Raw genomic sequence first — 15,910 nt, 5'->3', positions numbered from 1 at the left:
CGCGACTTCCAAACACGAACCACTGTCCGGGAGGCGCGCCATGCCTTACGACCTCAAAAACCGACTGGTAGTCGGTATCGCGTCCAGCGCCCTGTTCGATCTGACCGAGTCGAACAAGGTGTTCGAAACCAAAGGCGAGGAAGCCTATCGCCACTATCAGGAGGCCAACCTCGAAGTGCCCCTGGCCGAAGGCAAGGCCTTCCCCTTCGTGAGCCGGCTGCTTTCGCTCAACGACCTCAGACCCGAGGATGACCCGCTGGTCGAGGTGATCATCCTTTCGCGCAACGACCCCGATACAGGTCTCCGAGTCATGCGATCAATCGCTCACCACGAGCTTGCTATCACTCGCGCGATCTTCAGCCAGGGCCGTGCCCCCTATCAGTTCATGCCACCACTGAACATGTCACTGTTTTTGTCGGCGGACGACAGAGATGTGCGCGCAGCGGTAGACATGAAGCTCCCGGCAGGCCGCGTGCTCGACACCGCCTTCACCGACGATCCCAACGACAAAGACCTCCGCATCGCGTTCGACTTCGACGGTGTCTTGGCCGACGACGTCTCAGACCAGGTATGGGAGAAGGAAGGCCTGCCTGCCTTCAAGGGACATGAGGTCGCCAACATGGTTACGCCGCACGGAGAGGGGCCGCTCAAGGACTTCCTGGCCAGCCTCAACGCGATCCAGAAGCGTGAAGAGCAATACAGCATCGAGTGCCCCGGGTATCACCGCCGGCTGAGGATCTCCGTTGTCACGGCCCGCAATGCGCCTACGCATGAGCGAGCCGTGACAAGCCTCAAGCGGTGGGGTGTGACGGTCAACGAGGCATTTTTCCTCGGAGGCATAGAGAAGGCTGGCGTGCTCGATGTCCTACGGCCACACATCTTCTTCGACGACAAGCCCGAGAACCTCGCCGAGCTGCACGTGCCCGGCGTGCACGTGCCGTTTGGGGTGATCAACAAATCAGGCGGCTGAGGACGTGTGGCAGGGGCTGGTCGGCGTCCAGCGGGCGGGCGTCCACGACGGCCTTGTTGTCGAAGACGGTCATGGCGTGATCGGCCGGGAGGGCGTTGAACCAGCGGCGTAGCAAGGACGAACGGCCGCGTTCGGTGGGGGCGCCGGTCAAGCGGAGGCGGGCCATACCGCCGTCGGGGAAGACGTCCAAACGCACGTGCTGCACGGGACGGTCGACGTCGAGCACGAAGCGGTGGCGGGTGTCGGGCTGCAACCTGGTGCGGGGCAACAGCTCGAACCACGCGGAGGGGTCGTCGACGCGGTCGGCGCAGCCGCTCAGACGGGCCCAGCCGGGGGCGTTTCCCTTGAAGTGACTGGTATCGACCTCGGCGACGGACAGCACGCCCTCGGCCGCCAACCGCAGCAGCACCCAGTCGTTGCCGTCGTCACGGCGGCGGGCGGTCTCCCAGCCGTCGCCCATCACGGCGGCGAGGCCGGGGGAAATGAGGTTGGTGGGCTTGGAGTAGAAGACGTTGCTGGCGTCGAGGACCTCGCCGCCGTTCTCCAACGCGGCCAGGTCGACGGTGCCGATCAGGAGCCGGGGGTCGGCCACGGGCTCGCCGTGCACGCGGAGACGGGCGACGCCGCCGTCGGGGTAGATGGTGAGCCGCACGTGGGTCCAGCGGCGGTCGGAGTCGACGTCGAAGACGTTCTCGGAGTCGCCGGCCAGCTTGGCCCGCGACACGATGGTGTGCCAGGACGCGGCGGCCAGCTCCTCGCCGCTGGGGTAGCCCTCCAGAGCGCACGCCTCGACGGACGCCTCGGGCGGGTAGTTGCCCTTGAAGAACGCCGTGTCGACGATGACCCCGCGCACGACACCGGCCACACCGAGCCGGACGATCGCCTGGTCCACGCCCGGCTCCCGGCGCCGGCGGGTCTCCCAGCCGTCGTAGACCTGGCCCTTGTGACCGAAGGTGTAGGTCTGGAACACGGGCGGTTCCGGCTTGATCAGGTTCTCCCGCTCGGCGAAGAACTCGTCGTTGGCCCAGGGCACCCCGCCGCCCAGCCGGCGAGAGGCGAGATCGGGAAGCGTGGTCCAGGCCGGGGTCATGAATCTCCTCTGGTGAGTAGTTGTCCGAACGGCTGCTCGCCGACGATGCTGCGGCCGCGCAGCCAGGTGCCGCGCACGACGCCGGTGAGGTCGCGGCCGTGATACGGGGTGACGGGGTTGCGGTGGGCCAGCTTGTGCACATCGACGGTGAACGGCTGGTCCAGGGCGAACATGCTCAGGTCGGCATCGGCGCCGACAGCAATGCGGCCCTTGCGTGCGAATCCCGCGAGCAAGGCGGGTTTCGCGGCCATCCAGGAGACGACCTGGGACAGGTCGAAGCCGCGGCGACGGGCCTCGGTCCAGACGGCCGGCAGCCCGAGCTGGAGGCTGGCGACGCCGCCCCACGCGTGCCCGAAGTCGCCGGTGTCCAGGCGTTTGAGGTCCTCGGTGCACGGCGAGTGGTCGCTGACCACGAAGTCGATCACGCCGTCGGCCAGGCCCCGCCACAGGGCGTCGCGGTTGGCGTCCTCACGGATCGGCGGACAGCACTTGAACTGGGTGGCGCCGTCGGGGATGTCCTCAGCGGTGAAGCACAGGTAGTGCGGGCAGGTCTCGGCGGTGATGCGCAGACCCTCGTCCTTGGCGTCGGCGATCAGCGGCAGCGCGTCGGCCGAGGACAGGTGCAGGATGTGCACGCGGGCCCCGGTCCGGCGGGCCAGCGCGATCACGGCCTTGATCGCCTCGTTCTCGGCCCGGCGCGGCCGGGAGGCCAGGAAGTCACGGTAGCGGCGGCCGCACGAGGGCGGCGCGGCGTCGATGACCTCGGCGTCCTCCGCGTGCACGATCATCAGGGCGTCGAGGTCCCGCAGCACCCGCAGCGCGTCGGCCAGCTCGAAATGGGTCAGCGGCGGGAACTCCGGGACGCCTGAGTCGAGCAGGAAGCACTTGAAGCCGAACACCCCGGCCTCGTGCAGCGGGGGCAGCGAGGCGAGGTTGCCGGGCACGGCGCCGCCCCAGAAGCCGACGTCGACGTAGACCCGGCCGGCCGCCGCCTTGCGCTTGACCTGCAACGCGTCCGGGTCGACGGTCGGCGGCAGGCTGTTGAGCGGCATGTCGACGATCGTCGTGACGCCGCCCGCCGCGGCCGCCCGGGTGGCGGTGTCGAAGCCCTCCCACTCGCTACGGCCGGGATCGTTGACGTGCACGTGCGTGTCGACGAGGCCCGGCAGCAGCACCTCGTCGTCGTCGAGCCAGACCGTGGCCTCCGACGGCAGCGAGGCGCCCATCGGCTCGACCGCGGCGATACGCCCGTCACGGACGCCGACCTCGACCGCCTCGATGCCGTTCGGCGTGACCGCCCGCCGCGCCACCAACGTCAGATCCATTGTGGACATAGATCCTCCTCGGCCCCGCTCAGCAGCATAGGTGATCTCTCACGATGCGCTCCGCGGTCCGCTCCAGCAAGGGGCCCGGTCGAGCCCGGCACCGCGCCGGGTCGGGTTCGAGGTCGGTCAGCGCGTAGGCGGCGCTGATCCCGGTTCCGACCAGGTCCTCGGCCGTCAGCGAGCAGACGCCGGCCACGGCCACCACCGGCACTCCCCCGGCCGCCCGCGCGACGCCGACCGGGGCCTTGCCACGTAGGGACTGGGCGTCGAGGGAGCCCTCGCCCGTGATGACGAGGGCAGCGTCGTGCACGGCGTCACCGAATCCCAGCAGGTCGAGCAGCACGTCCACGCCGGCTCGGCGCACGGCCCCGAGCACCGCCAGCGCCGCGTAGCCCACTCCCCCGGCCGCGCCGGAACCGGGCAGCGTCGGATCGCCGCCGACGACTTCGGCCCAGTGGGCCAGCGCCTGGCCCAGCAACGCCACCTGGAGTGGACTGGCTCCCTTCTGCGGCCCGTAGACCGGGGCGGCGTCGGACAGCGGATTGTCGACGTCGGTGGCCAGCACGAGTTCGACCTGCTCCAGGCGGCTGTCGAGGCCGCTCAGATCGAGTCGGGCGACGCGGGCCAGGCCGCCACCGCCCGGTTCCACCGGCACACCGTCGGCGTCCATGACCAGCGCCCCGAGGGCCCGGAGCATGCCGGCGCCGCCGTCGGTGCAGGCGCTGCCGCCAAGGCCGAGCACGATCCGGGAGCAGCCGATATCCATGGCCACCCGGATCAGCTCGCCGACGCCGTAGCTCGACGCCGACATCGGTGAGCTGCCCCAGCCGAGGCCGGACGCCTGTGCCAGCTCCAGGACGGCCGTGCCGCCGCGCAGGCCCAGCATCGCCCGCACCGGGCTGCCCAGCGGCCCGGTCACGGTCGTGACGAGGCGGTCGAAGCCGGCGGCGCAGGCGGCGTCCACGGTGCCCTCGCCGCCGTCGGCGACCGGCACCACCCGCACCTCCAGGTCGGGCCGGACCCGCCGCAGGCCGGCCGCCAGGTGGTCGGCGACCTGGCCGGCGGCGAGCGTGCCCTTGAACTTGTCCGGGGCCAGCAGGACCTTCATCGTCCTCAGCTGACCGGCTCGAACTCGACGACGGTGTTCAGCGCGCTGCCCATGGACGCGTTGGCGGCCCGGTCGATCATGATCTCGACCAGCACCGGCCGGCTGGTCCGGCCGGCCTCCTTGCGGGCCCAGGCCAGGGCGTCGGTGATCTCGCCCGGTTCGGTGACCCGGCGGCCCGAGCAGCCGTAGGCCTGCATGATCTTGACGTTGTCCGCGCCGTACTCGTCGTAGTGGATGTCGACCTGGTAGTTCATGTTGTAGCCGGTCTCGGCCTGCCGGATCAGGCCCAGGTACTCGTTGTTCAGCATGATCAGCACGAACGGCACGTCGTACTGCGCGGCCACCGCCAGCTCCTCGACCAGGAACTGGAAGGAGTAGTCGCCGACCACCGCGACGACCTCGGCGTCCGGCCTGGCCGTGCGCACGCCGATCGCCGCCGGGATCTCCCAGCCGAGCGGGCCGGCCTGCCCGCAGACCTGGTAGTGCCGGGGCAGGTGCGTGCGCTGGAACTGCCCGGACCAGATCTGGTAGAGCCCGATCGCGGTGACGAAGTACGTCTCCGGGCCGTAGAACTCGTTGATCTCACGGAACACGCGCGGCGCCTTGATCGGCACGGTGTCGAAGTCGTCCCGCCGCGGCAGCTGCGTGCGCAGCTCCTCGATCCGGGCCACCCACTGCTGCCAGGATCGCTTTGCGTGCCTTTGCTGAGCGGCCTTGAGCAGCGCCTCCAGGAACAGCTTGGTGTCCGAGACGACGCCGAGGTCCGGCCCGAAGACGCGCCCGATCTGCAACGGGTCCACGTCCACGTGGACGAACTTGCGATCGCCCCGGTAGACGGCGAGGTCGCCGGTGTGCCGGTCGCCGAACCGAGCGCCCAGGGCCAGCACGAAATCGGACTCCAGGAACAGGGCGTTGGCCCAACGCTGGCTGGTCTGGATGCCGGCCATGCCGGCGAACAGCTCGTGGTCATCGGGCAGGCATCCCTTGCCCATCAACGTGATCTGCACCGGCACGCCCAGCAGCTCGGCGACCTCGCGCAGCACGGCGGAGGCCTCGCCGCCGATCACGCCGCCACCGGCCAGCAGCAGCGGTCGCTCGGCCGCCAGCAGCATGTCCAGGGCGCGTTCGACGCGGGGCTGGTGCGGGGTGACGGCCTCGATCGGCAGCGGGGCGTCGATCGCGCCGTCCCACTCGATCTCCTGCTTCTGCACGTCCAGCGGCAGGTCGATGAGGACTGGGCCGGGACGGCCGGAGCGGGCGATCCGGAAGGCCTCGCGGAAGATCCACGGGGCCTGCGCGGCCTCCTTGATCTGCACCGCCCACTTGGTGACCGGCTTGGCGATCTCCACGATGTCGACCGCCTGGAACGCCTCCTGGTGCAGCTTGCTGGAGACGGCCTGGCCGGTGACGCACAGGATCGGCACCGAGTCGGCCTGCGCGGTGTAGAGGCCGGTGATCATGTTGGTGCCGGCCGGGCCGGAGGTGCCGACGGCGACGCCGACGTTGCCGGTGGTGCGGGCCCAGCCGTCGGCCATGTGGGTGGCGCCCTCTTCGTGGCGCACGATCAGGTGGTTGAGCGAACTCTGTTCCAGCGCCGCGTAGAACGGCAGGATCGCGGCGCCGGGGCAGCCGTACACGATGTCGACACCCTCGGACGCGAGCACCTCGACGACCGCCTGCATGACGGGGATCTTCGGCATGGCTACGCCTTTCCTGACAGGGTCTCGACGACCTTGAGCAGCGCGGAGTGGTCCAGCGAGCCGTGGCCCATGGCGCGGGCGGCGGCGATGAGCTGCGCGACCAGGCCGGCCATCGGCAGCGACACATCGGCCTGCCGCGCGGCGGCCTGCACGATGCCCATGTCCTTGTGGTGCAGGTCGATCCGGAAGCCCGGCTGGAAGTTGCGGGCGATCATCGACTCGCGTTTGAGGTCGAGGATGCGGCTGGCGGCGAGGCCGCCGGCCAGCACGTCCATGCCGGCCCGCGCGTCGACGCCGGCCGCTTCCAGCAGCACGATCGCCTCGGCCACCAGGGCGTAGGTGCCGCCGACGACCAGCTGGTTGGCCGCCTTCACGACCTGGCCGGCGCCGTGCGGGCCGACGTGCACGATGGTCTTGCCCAGGTTCTGCAGCAGCGGCAGCGCCTCGGCGAAGTCCTCGGCCGTGCCACCGACCATGATGGACAGTGCCGCGTTCCTGGCCCCGGCCTCGCCGCCCGACACGGGCGCGTCCAGCACGCGGATTCCCTTGTGTGCGGCCGATTCCGCCACGTTCTTCGACGTCTCGGGGCGGATCGTGCTCATGTCGATCAGCAGCAGGCCGGCCGCGCCGGCCGCGATGACCTCGGTCGTCACGGCCTCGACGTGCTCGTCCTGCGGCAGCATCGTGATCACGACCTCGGCGCCGGCGATCGCCTCGGTGACATCGGCGGCCCGGTGTCCGCCGGCCTCGACCAGCTTGGCCAGGGCCGGTTCGGACAGGTCGAAGCCGGTGACGGTGTGGCCGGCGGCGACCAGGTGGCCGGCCATCGGCGAGCCCATGATGCCGAGGCCGATGAAGCCGATCTTGCTCATGACGCCTCCTTCTGGAATGTCGGCAGCCAGCCAAAACTGTCGGCGGTCGCGCCGGTCGGCCGGTACTCGGCGCCGACGTGACCGCGATAACCGTTGGCGGACAAGGTGGTCAGGTGTCGCAGCAGCTCCAGCTGCCCGCTGCCGGGCTCGCCGCGGCCGGGGGCGTCGGCGAACTGGACGTGGCCGATGCGGTCGATGTGCTTGCTGGTCACGGAATCGAGGTCGTCGCCGTTGACGGCGAGGTGGTAGAGGTCGCAGAGCAGGGCCACGTTGTCCAGCGGTACCCGGTCGGCCACGGCCAGCGCGTCCGCCGCGGTCAGCAGTGGGTAGTCCGGCGCGCCCGACAGCGGCTCCAGCACGATCGTGCCGCCTACCGCCTGCACGGCGGTGGCCGCGACGGTGAGGTTGGCGGTCGCCAGTTCGTCCTGTTCGGACGGTGTGAAGCCGGCGATCCGGTTGCCGTACAAGGCGTTGAAGGTGCGACAGCCGGTGCGGCGGGCGATGTCGACGGCGATCTCCACGCTGGCGTTGAACTCCGTCTGGCGGCCGGGCCAGGAGACCACGCCGCGGTCGCCGGCCGGCATGTCGCCGGCGAAGAAGTTGAGGCCGACCAGTTTCACGCCGGCCGTGTCGAGGGCGTCGACGAAGGCGTCGACCTGCGCCGGCGTCGGGTTCGCGGTGTCGAACGGCCACCAGAACTCCACCGCGTCGAAGCCGGCCTTGGCCGCCGCGGCCGGCCGCTCCAGCAGGGGCAGCTCGGTGAACAGGATCGAGAGGTTGGCGTCGAGAAGCACCGGATCACTCCGATTTCCGTATCGCGGAATTACTTTTCCGAGTAGTGAGAGAGTAGAACGCTCCGCTGCGGCCGGTCAACGGTCGGCGCTACGGTTCGGCGGTGGATCTGGAGGCCGAGTTCACCACCGAGCCGTTCCGCGCCGAGCCCGGCGGGGAACCGCCCGCGCATGCCGCGCAGGCCGCCGAGCAGGCGCAGAAGGCGGGCCTGGACACGACATTCGGGCCTCTCGGCACGACCGTGCGGGGGCCGTCGGACGAGGTGTTGAACGCACTGCCGGAGATCTTCCGCGCGGCCTTGGCCGGCGGGGCAACCCGCGTGACGTTACGGCTGGGAGTGCCGGGCGACGCGAGTCCGCCGGAAGGGGCGGTCGCGAGCGCGCAGAGCGGTGACGCGGCCGACGATCAGCCGGTCGGCGTCGGGGCGCTGGATCGGGTGCTCGCGGAGGTGGAGGCGGAGTTCGGCGGGCCGCTGAGCTCGCTGTCCCGCGCCGACAAGCAGCGGGCGGTGCGGCTGCTGGAGGAACGCGGGGCCTTCGAGATGCGGAAGTCGGTGCCCACGGTGGCCGAGGCGCTCGGGGTCACGCGGTTCACGGTCTACAACTACCTGAACCGGTCCCAGTCATGATCGACTTCAACAAATTGTTGACATCCGTCGGCCGGCGCTTCTACCGTCGCTGGACATGAACCTCGACGAGGCAGCGCTGACCGAGGGAGCCTTGGCCGAGTGCCTGGCGGTGCCCCGCTGGGTGCGGACCGTGCTCGACGGGCAGCCCTACGACTCCCCCGAGGCGCTGTTCGCCGTAGCCGAGCGGGCGGCGACGACGCTGACCGCCGAGGAGGTCGAGCTCGCGCTGGCCGGCCACCCGCGCATCGGCGACAAGACCGGCAGCGCCACGTCACGGGCCGAACAGTCCGGAGTGGACAACGCCGCCGAGTTCGTCACGGCCAACCGCGAGTACGAGCGGCGGTTCGGCCGGATCTACCTGGTCTGCGCCGCCGGCCGCGGCGGGGACGAGCTGCTGGCCGACCTCCGCGAGCGGCTGGCCCACGACCCCGACACCGAACTGGCCGTCACCGTCCGAGAACTCGGCAAGATCGCGCTGCTGCGCCTGGCGAAGGTCGTCCAATGATCACCACGCACGTGCTCGACACCACCTCCGGCCAACCCGCCCAGGGCGTGCTGGTGCGGCTGGAATCCGACGGCCGGATCATCGGCGACGGCGTCACCGACGACGACGGCCGCTGCCGCACGCTGGGCCCCGACCACGTGGAGGCCGGCGTGTACCGGCTGGTCTTCGACACCGACACCTACTTCGCGCGGGTGGGCCGCGAGGCCTTCTTCCCCGAGGTGACCGTGACGTTCCGGATCACCGACCCCGACCGGCACCACCACGTGCCGGTCCTGCTGAGCCCGTTTTCCTTCACCAGCTACCGAGGGAGCTGATCGTGGCCGTCCACCTTGGTCCCAACCAGTACGGCAAGGCCGAGAACCGCCTGGTGACGGTGTCCCGCAACGGTTCCGTGCACTCGCTGCGGGATCTGACGGTGAGCACCTCGCTGCGTGGCGACCTGGCCGACACCCACCTGACCGGCGACAACTCCGGAGTGGTGCCCACCGACACGCAGAAGAACACCGTCTACGCCTTCGCCAAGGAGGCGCCGGTCGGCGAGATCGAGGAGTTCGCGCTGCGCCTGGGCCGGCATTTCGTCGGTTCCTTCGACCAGATCACCGGCGCCCGGGTGTTGATCGACGAACACGGCTGGGGCCGGATCGCCGCCAACGACCACTCCTTCGTCCGCGGCTCCGACGAGAAGCGCACTACGGCCGTGACCATCGACGGCTCCGACGCGTGGGTCGTGTCCGGGCTGCGGGACCTGATCGTGTTGAAGACGACCGGGTCGGAGTTCCACGGCTATCCCCGTGACAAGTACACGACCCTGCCCGAGACCAACGACCGCATCCTGGCCACCGCCGTCAGCGCCCAGTGGCGCTTCTCGGGGCTGGATGTCGAGTGGGACAAGAGCTTCGCCGAAGCCCGCGCCGCGCTGCTCGCCGCCTTCGCGGACACGCACAGCCTGTCGCTGCAGCAGACCCTGTACGCGATGGGCCAGGCCGTGATCGAGGCCCGTCCGGAGATCGCCGAGGTGCGGCTCTCGTTGCCCAACAAGCATCACTTCGTGGTCGATCTCGGCAAGTTCGGGCTGGCCAACGACAACGAGGTCTTCTACGCAGCCGACCGGCCGTACGGGCTGATCGAGGGCACCGTCGTCCGGGACGACGCGCCCGACGCCGGGCAGGCCTGGCACACGCTGCCGGCGTTCTGAGTCCACGGGCCACGCCTGCCCGGCAGTGGCAAGCGTGGGCCGGGGGGCTTTGGTCAGCCCGCCCAGATCGGCTAGTACCCCTCCTTGAATAATACATAACAGGGGTTGAGCACGAAAACCCCGGAGTTGCTGGAGTTGATGGCGTCCACCGACAGGCACAGGCCACTGTTCACGTTCTGGAACTGCGCGCTGCCGTCGTTGTAGTTCCAGATCATGCGCCACTGCTGGTTCGTGCCGATCAGGCAGGTGTACTGGATGATCGGGTTGCCCTGGTTCATGCCGTAGGCGTAGTCGTCCAGGCATTTGCCCGAGGCCACGTTCTGCAGCCAGAACACGGTGGGGTCGCCGTTGACCGAGCCCATCCGCCAGCCCTGGTTGTTGCGGTACTGGCAGTGGTACTGGTCCACCGGGGCGAAGTCGTCGTCGCGCCCCGGGTCGACCTGCATGCACTTGACGCCGGTGCCGTCATTGCCGGTGTTGGTCCACCAATACAGCACATCGCCGCTCACCGGCGGCGGAATGGTGTTGTCGGCCGACGCCGGTGTGGCGCCGGTCAGCGCCACGGCGGCGATCGCGAGCGGAACCAGCACCGCGGCACGGAACGCGCGGGATAACAACGGCATGCGTCTCCTCAATGACAGACAAATACGGGCCGTGACCCGGGAGACGGTAGAGATCACCGCACGCCGACTCCAGGCCGAACCGGCGGAAAAGCCGGCAGAATCAGAGCTGCGCGAGGTGCTCGTGGACGCGAGCCTGGTCGGGGCGGCCGAGCGGGAACGTGAGTGCCTCGTGGAAGAAGCGGGTGGCGCCGCTGTGGTCGCCGTCGGCGGCGGTGGTCTGGCCGAGGGCGAACAGGGCCAGCCCGATGGCCTGGGCGTGCTCGACGCGGCGGGCCAGGTCCAGCGCGCGGCGAGCCGTGGCGGTGGCGTCGGACCAGCGGGCGAGACCGGCCTGGGACTGGGCAAGGAGGGCCAGGGTGAAGGCCTCGGAGCCGGGTTCGCCGAGGGCGGCGAAGGTGGCGGCGGACTCGGCCAGCAGGGCGGCGGCCTCGGCGTGAGCGCCGGTGTCGTTGCGGACGGCGCCGAGGTTGAGCTGAGCGACGGCGACGCCGCGGCGGTCGCCGAGTTCGCGTTTACGGCTTAGGGCTGCGCGGTGGTAGTCGATGGCCTCGGCGTAGGCGCCGCGGTCGTGGGCAAGCGCGCCGAGGTTGTTCAGGGCGATGGTCTCCCGGCGGGAATCGCCGGTGAGTCGAGCCTGGTCGAGGACGCCGGTGTACGCGGCCGCGGCCTCGTCGTGGCGGCCGGCGAACTTGTGGGCGTTGCCGATCAGGGTCAGCGTCGCAGCCCGGCCGTCCGGGTCGACGCCGAAGATGTCGGCCGCAGCGGTGGCCAACGCCAGCGCGGCCTCGGGATCGCCGCTCTCGTTCGCCGTCACTGCGGCCCCGTGCAGGGCCCAGGCCCGAGCCTGCTCGGTGGGTGCGGCGTCGGCCGCGACGGTCAACATCCGCCGCCCCTCGGCGAACCGTCCCCGGGCCACGTAGTGGCTGGTCAACGCCCGCACGGTCGCGACGTCCAGCAAGGTCGGCGCAGAGTCAGTGGCGTGCTGCACGGCGGCCCGCACGTTCTCCAGCTCGTCGGCCAGCCGGGGGTCGCCGTCGCGGACGAGGCGCAGGAAGTGGCCGGCATGGGCGGCCCGATCACCGTGGCCGGTGAGCTGGTCCTCCACCACCTCGCGGATGGTGTCCAGCATGCCGATCCTGGTGTTGCCGGCCTGCTCGGCGACGGTGACCAGGCTGTTCGCGGCGAGCGTCGCCAACGACAACGGCGGTGCGCCCAGCACGGCCTCGATGTCGACCGGATCGGCGCCGCCGGCGAACGCGCCGAGGAGGCCGAACAGCCGACGGTCCGGATCGGTGAGCCCACGCGTGCTCCACTCGACCGTGCGGCGCAGGCTGAGGTGCCGGTCGGCCAGGTCCACGGCGTCGCCGTGCAGGTCGCGAACCTGGGCCAGCACCTGGGCGGGGGCCTGGGTGCGCAGCCGGGCGGCGGCCAGTTCCAGGGCCAGCGGCAGGCCGTCCAGCCGCCGGCACAACGCGGCGACCGCGCCGGCGTTGGCCTCGGTGAGCGTGAATCCCGGCCGAACTGCGGCGGTGCGTTCGACCAGGAGCCGGACCGCCGCGTTGTCGGCCAGCGCGGCCGTGTCGTCACCGTCCGGAGTGGACAGTGGGGCCAGTGGCCAGAGGTGCTCGCCCCGCAGCCGCAACGGAGACCGGCTCGTCGCCAACACGGTCAGCCGCGAGCATCCGGCCAGCAGCGCCCCCACGGAGGTGGCCGCCGCGGCCACGTGTTCGAAGCTGTCGAGCACCAACAGCCATCGCCCGTCGCCGATCAGCGCGGCCGGGTCCGAGGTGCGCAGGGACTCGGCCAGCGCCTGCGGGACGTCGTCCGGGTGTCGAAGAGGGCTCAAGTCGAGGCCGTGCACGGAGTCGAAGCGTGCCGCCACCTGCCAGCCCACCTCGACCGCGAGACGGGTCTTGCCGACCCCACCCGTGCCGGTGATCGTGACCAGGCGGACCGCGGAATCCTGCACAAGCCGTTGCACCGCAGCGAGATCGTCGGACCGGCCGACGATCGACGTGACCGGGGCCGGCAGCGCCGGTCGGGTTGTTGTCCGCCGGCGACGGGTGTCCGGCGGCGGTGCGGACCGGGCGGCGCCGGCGAGCGCCTGCTGCTCCCCCGGCGTCAGGTTCATGGCCCCGATGAGGGCGCGGAGCGTCTCGCGGTGCGGGCGGCGGGTGGCGCCGCGCTCGATCTCGCCGATCGCGCGGACGCTCACCCCGCTCTGCTCCGCCAACTGCTCCTGCGACAAGCCACGGCCGGTGCGCAGTCCTGCCACCATCTCGCCCAGGTGCACCGGCACATCGTAGAGATGCCCGTTTCATCGCCTTCACGCACCTTGCCCGGCGCTCCCCGTTCACAGCGGTGGCAACACATCCGCGACCGTCGCCACGTCCAGCAGCAGCTCGTCCGACGGCCGGCCCCGCAACGGCTCCGTCTCGGAGATGACGAACAGGGGGCCGTCCAATCGGGCGCGGTAGTGCTGTCCGGTGAACTTGACGCCGCCGACCCCCAGGATCTCGGACGTGAACGGCGTGACGTCGCCGCTGCCGTAGACATCCTCCACCTTGCGGAGCTCCTCGGCTTCGGCCGCCGACGGCATGGTCACCCACATCACCGTGCCGATGATGACGTTGCCGTTCGTGTCCTCCAGTCCGTACACGAGCTGATCCAGCTTTGTGCACGGGTGGTTCACGAAGAACTGCTGGACTTGCCCGAAGGACTGCACCGAGCACCGAAGACCGTCCTTCACCTTCCGCTCGATCTCCTTGAGCGCCAGCCGCTGCCATGCTTCCTTCTCATTGCCTTTCTTCGCCGCGTCACGACTGGTCGCCGTTTCGGCTTCCTGGCTGGTGGCGGTGTCGAGAACCGTGCCGACGGACGTCGTGACATCCGCGCCGTTGGCCGCCGCCAGCAGGCCGGCCACCAATCCCGCGACCACCGCGCCAGCAGTGCCTTTGCCCTTGACCCATTTTCCGTCGGCGCCTCTGGGCTGATTGGGGTTGTGTGGCACGTCGCCTCCGGAGTCGAGTGGCGGGAAGGCCCGACTTTCGTCCCGAACCGGGACGTCGCGAGGCCGTTTCCGCGGATATCACCCGAACGCCTTGGCCGATCAAGGGTTGTTGTTTGTATCGGCAATTCACTGGCGGTTGTCGTTTGTCGAGGAGCCTCGTTTTAGTTGTCACTGAAGTCATAGTGCTTCAAGCACTCTGACGCTCGGCCCGCTGCCGGACCAGCTCCTCGACCGGGGACGGCAGGGTGGTCTCGAAGTCGATGAGCTTGGCCCAGGTCGGCCTGATGACCACCCGCACCATGCCGTCGTACAGCGACCGGACCTCGGCCTCCCACTCGACGCGCTGCTCGGCGGTCATCTCGTAGGACCCGTTCATCTGGAGGTACTCGGCCGGGATGCCGTCGACCTCGTCCAGCTCGACCAGGCCCCGGACCAGCAGGATCTTCGGCGGGTGAACCTCGGTGTCGATAGTGATGGCCACGGCCGGGTTCGCCCGCAGCGCATGCAGCTTGGGCGCGTTCTTGCTGGTGCACAGCACGATCTCGGCGCCGTTCCAGGTGAAGGCGATCGGGATGCTGCGCGGCGTGCCGTCCTTGGCCACATAGGCCAGCCGGCACAGGTCACGGGCCAGCAGCTCCTGGCTGAGCGGGCGGTCGAGGACCTCGAAGACCTGGGTCTGCTGCATGACGACTCCTTCGGGCTGGGAGCGGGCCTCACGGCCGCTCGTGCCCCTGGGACGGAGCCGCCGACGGGTTCTCGACAACGGGCGTGGCCTTTTCCGAAGATTTTTTCGGGACGGCAGAATCCGTGCCGTGAGCGACGAGGGCGGCAAGCGGGTCGGCTGGGTGGAGCTGTACTTCGACCTGGTGTTCGTGTTCGCGGTGGGCCAGGTGGCGCACGGCATCGTGACCGATCCGCAGTGGTCGCGGGTGGCGGCGGCGCTGGGCCTGTTCGCGACGTTGTGGTGGACGTGGATCGGGTTCGCGGTGCTGTACAACCGCCGCGGTGACGACAAGCGCGTCGCCGACCGGCTGTTCGTGCTCCTCGGCACCGTGCCGTGCGCAATCGCGGCGACCCAGGCGCATGACGTGTTCGAAGGCCATCCGGCGGTGTTCGCGCTGGCGTTGGCCGGCGTCCGGCTGATCCTGGCGGTCGCGCACCGGTGGCCGGCCAAGGGCGAGCTCGACCAGCACCGGATCAGTTGGGGCTACACGGCGTCGACGGTCCTGTTCGCCGTGTCCGCGTTCCTTCCCTGGCCGTGGCTGTACGTGCTGTGGGGCTTCACCCTGCTCCAGGAGGCCGGTTTCCTGCTGCTCGGCAGTCACCGCGACGTCCACCGCGATGTCCGTCGCGGCAAGAAGCGGCCGAGCCGGGAGAGCCGGTGGCGTGAGCTGCTCGCGCCGCCGAAGCAGCCCGACCAGGCGCTGGACTCGGCGCACCTGTCGGAGCGGTTCGGCCTGTTCATGATCCTGCTGCTCGGCGAGGTCGTGATCACGGTGGGCGGCGCGGTGCTGAAGCGCCCGTCCGACGACCTCGGGTACTGGCTGGTGCTGGTGGGTGGGCTGGTGCTGGCCGGGGCGCTGTGGTGGATCTACTTCACGTCGGCGGCCGAGATCTACGAGCGCCTGCTCAGCCTGTCCGGCGGCAATCCCGCGCTGGCGTACTCCCTCTACGCCGGTGGGCACCTGCCGCCGGCCTTCGCGCTGGTCATGATCGCGGCCGGCGTGAATCTGTCGCTCCAGGACCCCGCGCCGTCCACCGCGGCCTGGTTCATCACCGCCGGGCTGACTATCTACCTGGTGGGCACCAGGGTCTTCGGCACCGCACGGCGGCGGTGGTACCTCGGCCTGCTCCGGGTCGCCCTGCTCGCCGCCACCGTCTGCCTGGCCCTGGTGGACCGGCTGCTGCCGGCGCCGTGGGTGGTGGCGGTCGTCGCAGTCTGGGCCGTCGGCACCGCAGCCTCCGCCGGCTCCGTCCGCCACGAGGCCCTGGCCGCCCTCCGCCGCCAGTGACACCGCGAGTCCCGCTCTCCGGCAACTGAATGTCGAGTTACGGAACTCGACACATGCTTGCCCGAGAGCGGGACTCGCGG

16 protein-coding genes are annotated in these 15,910 nt (G+C 70.2%); 6 read left to right on the top strand and 10 right to left on the bottom strand.

Annotated elements, in window-relative coordinates; genetic code table 11:
• Positions 1 to 40 precede the first annotated feature (40 nt).
• A complete protein-coding gene (locus AB0M73_RS30035) occupies positions 41 to 970 on the top strand; it encodes a 5'-nucleotidase (protein WP_363897358.1) in 930 nt (309 codons plus the stop codon).
• On the opposite strand, the gene alc is transcribed toward AB0M73_RS30035, so the two are convergent.
• Genes alc through AB0M73_RS30005 form a run of 6 tightly spaced genes read right to left on the bottom strand, consistent with a single transcriptional unit; the run spans position 951 to position 7,859 of the window.
• On the bottom strand, positions 951 to 2,060 hold the full coding sequence (gene alc, locus AB0M73_RS30030; protein WP_363897355.1) for an allantoicase: 1,110 nt from the start codon (positions 2,058 to 2,060) through the stop codon (positions 951 to 953). The genes AB0M73_RS30035 and alc overlap by 20 nt on opposite strands.
• The gene (gene allB, locus AB0M73_RS30025; RefSeq protein WP_363897533.1) at positions 2,057 to 3,385 is read right to left on the bottom strand and encodes an allantoinase AllB; all 1,329 of its coding nucleotides are present in this window, start codon (positions 3,383 to 3,385) and stop codon (positions 2,057 to 2,059) included. Before allB ends, alc begins: the two co-directional genes overlap by 4 nt.
• A 28-nt stretch (positions 3,386 to 3,413) precedes the next feature.
• Positions 3,414 to 4,493, bottom strand: a complete 1,080-nt coding sequence (locus tag AB0M73_RS30020) for a glycerate kinase (protein WP_363897352.1) — start codon at positions 4,491 to 4,493, stop codon at positions 3,414 to 3,416.
• 5 nt (positions 4,494 to 4,498) lie between these two features.
• A complete protein-coding gene (gcl, locus tag AB0M73_RS30015; RefSeq protein WP_363897349.1) occupies positions 4,499 to 6,193 on the bottom strand; it encodes a glyoxylate carboligase in 1,695 nt (564 codons plus the stop codon).
• 2 nt (positions 6,194 to 6,195) lie between these two features.
• Entirely contained in the window at positions 6,196 to 7,065 is an 870-nt protein-coding gene (locus tag AB0M73_RS30010) for an NAD(P)-dependent oxidoreductase (protein WP_363897346.1), read from the bottom strand.
• Positions 7,062 to 7,859, bottom strand: a complete 798-nt coding sequence (locus AB0M73_RS30005; RefSeq protein WP_363897343.1) for a TIM barrel protein — start codon at positions 7,857 to 7,859, stop codon at positions 7,062 to 7,064. The genes AB0M73_RS30010 and AB0M73_RS30005 overlap by 4 nt, the downstream gene beginning before the upstream one ends.
• A 101-nt stretch (positions 7,860 to 7,960) precedes the next feature.
• On the opposite strand from AB0M73_RS30005, the gene AB0M73_RS30000 reads away from it, so the two are divergent.
• The 4 genes from AB0M73_RS30000 to pucL are packed head-to-tail and all read left to right on the top strand — an operon-like array spanning position 7,961 to position 10,185.
• Entirely contained in the window at positions 7,961 to 8,485 is a 525-nt protein-coding gene (locus AB0M73_RS30000) for a helix-turn-helix domain-containing protein (protein ID WP_363897340.1), read from the top strand.
• A 55-nt stretch (positions 8,486 to 8,540) separates the two neighbouring features.
• A complete protein-coding gene (uraD, locus tag AB0M73_RS29995) occupies positions 8,541 to 8,990 on the top strand; it encodes a 2-oxo-4-hydroxy-4-carboxy-5-ureidoimidazoline decarboxylase (RefSeq protein WP_363897337.1) in 450 nt (149 codons plus the stop codon).
• Positions 8,987 to 9,304 carry a hydroxyisourate hydrolase gene (gene uraH, locus AB0M73_RS29990; RefSeq protein WP_043727310.1) on the top strand — a complete coding sequence of 106 codons (318 nt, stop codon included), beginning with the start codon at positions 8,987 to 8,989 and terminating at the stop codon, positions 9,302 to 9,304. Before uraD ends, uraH begins: the two co-directional genes overlap by 4 nt.
• Before the next feature lie 2 nt (positions 9,305 to 9,306).
• Positions 9,307 to 10,185 carry a factor-independent urate hydroxylase gene (pucL, locus tag AB0M73_RS29985; protein ID WP_363897333.1) on the top strand — a complete coding sequence of 293 codons (879 nt, stop codon included), beginning with the start codon at positions 9,307 to 9,309 and terminating at the stop codon, positions 10,183 to 10,185.
• Positions 10,186 to 10,256: 71 nt separating this feature from the next.
• On the opposite strand, the gene AB0M73_RS29980 is transcribed toward pucL, so the two are convergent.
• The 4 genes from AB0M73_RS29980 to AB0M73_RS29965 all read right to left on the bottom strand — a co-directional run bounded on the left by AB0M73_RS29980 (position 10,257) and on the right by AB0M73_RS29965 (position 14,503).
• The gene (locus AB0M73_RS29980) at positions 10,257 to 10,808 is read right to left on the bottom strand and encodes an RICIN domain-containing protein (RefSeq protein WP_363897330.1); all 552 of its coding nucleotides are present in this window, start codon (positions 10,806 to 10,808) and stop codon (positions 10,257 to 10,259) included.
• Between the two features lie 100 nt (positions 10,809 to 10,908).
• Positions 10,909 to 13,101, bottom strand: a complete 2,193-nt coding sequence (locus AB0M73_RS29975) for a tetratricopeptide repeat protein (protein WP_363897327.1) — start codon at positions 13,099 to 13,101, stop codon at positions 10,909 to 10,911.
• Positions 13,102 to 13,161: 60 nt separating this feature from the next.
• Positions 13,162 to 13,746, bottom strand: coding sequence for a hypothetical protein (locus tag AB0M73_RS29970; RefSeq protein WP_363897324.1), 585 nt, complete (start codon positions 13,744 to 13,746; stop codon positions 13,162 to 13,164).
• Between the two features lie 259 nt (positions 13,747 to 14,005).
• Positions 14,006 to 14,503 carry a pyridoxamine 5'-phosphate oxidase family protein gene (locus AB0M73_RS29965; protein ID WP_363897321.1) on the bottom strand — a complete coding sequence of 166 codons (498 nt, stop codon included), beginning with the start codon at positions 14,501 to 14,503 and terminating at the stop codon, positions 14,006 to 14,008.
• Between the two features lie 127 nt (positions 14,504 to 14,630).
• Here AB0M73_RS29965 and AB0M73_RS29960 point away from each other — a divergent pair, with 127 nt between their 5' ends.
• A complete protein-coding gene (locus AB0M73_RS29960) occupies positions 14,631 to 15,830 on the top strand; it encodes a low temperature requirement protein A (RefSeq protein WP_363897318.1) in 1,200 nt (399 codons plus the stop codon).
• The last annotated feature ends 80 nt before the right edge of the window (positions 15,831 to 15,910 follow it).

The organism is Kutzneria sp. NPDC051319 (genome assembly GCF_040682195.1).
GTDB lineage: Bacteria > Actinomycetota > Actinomycetes > Mycobacteriales > Pseudonocardiaceae > Kutzneria.
The sequence above is the reverse complement of the archived record's forward strand: the minus strand, read 5'-3'. Positions and strand labels throughout refer to the sequence as shown.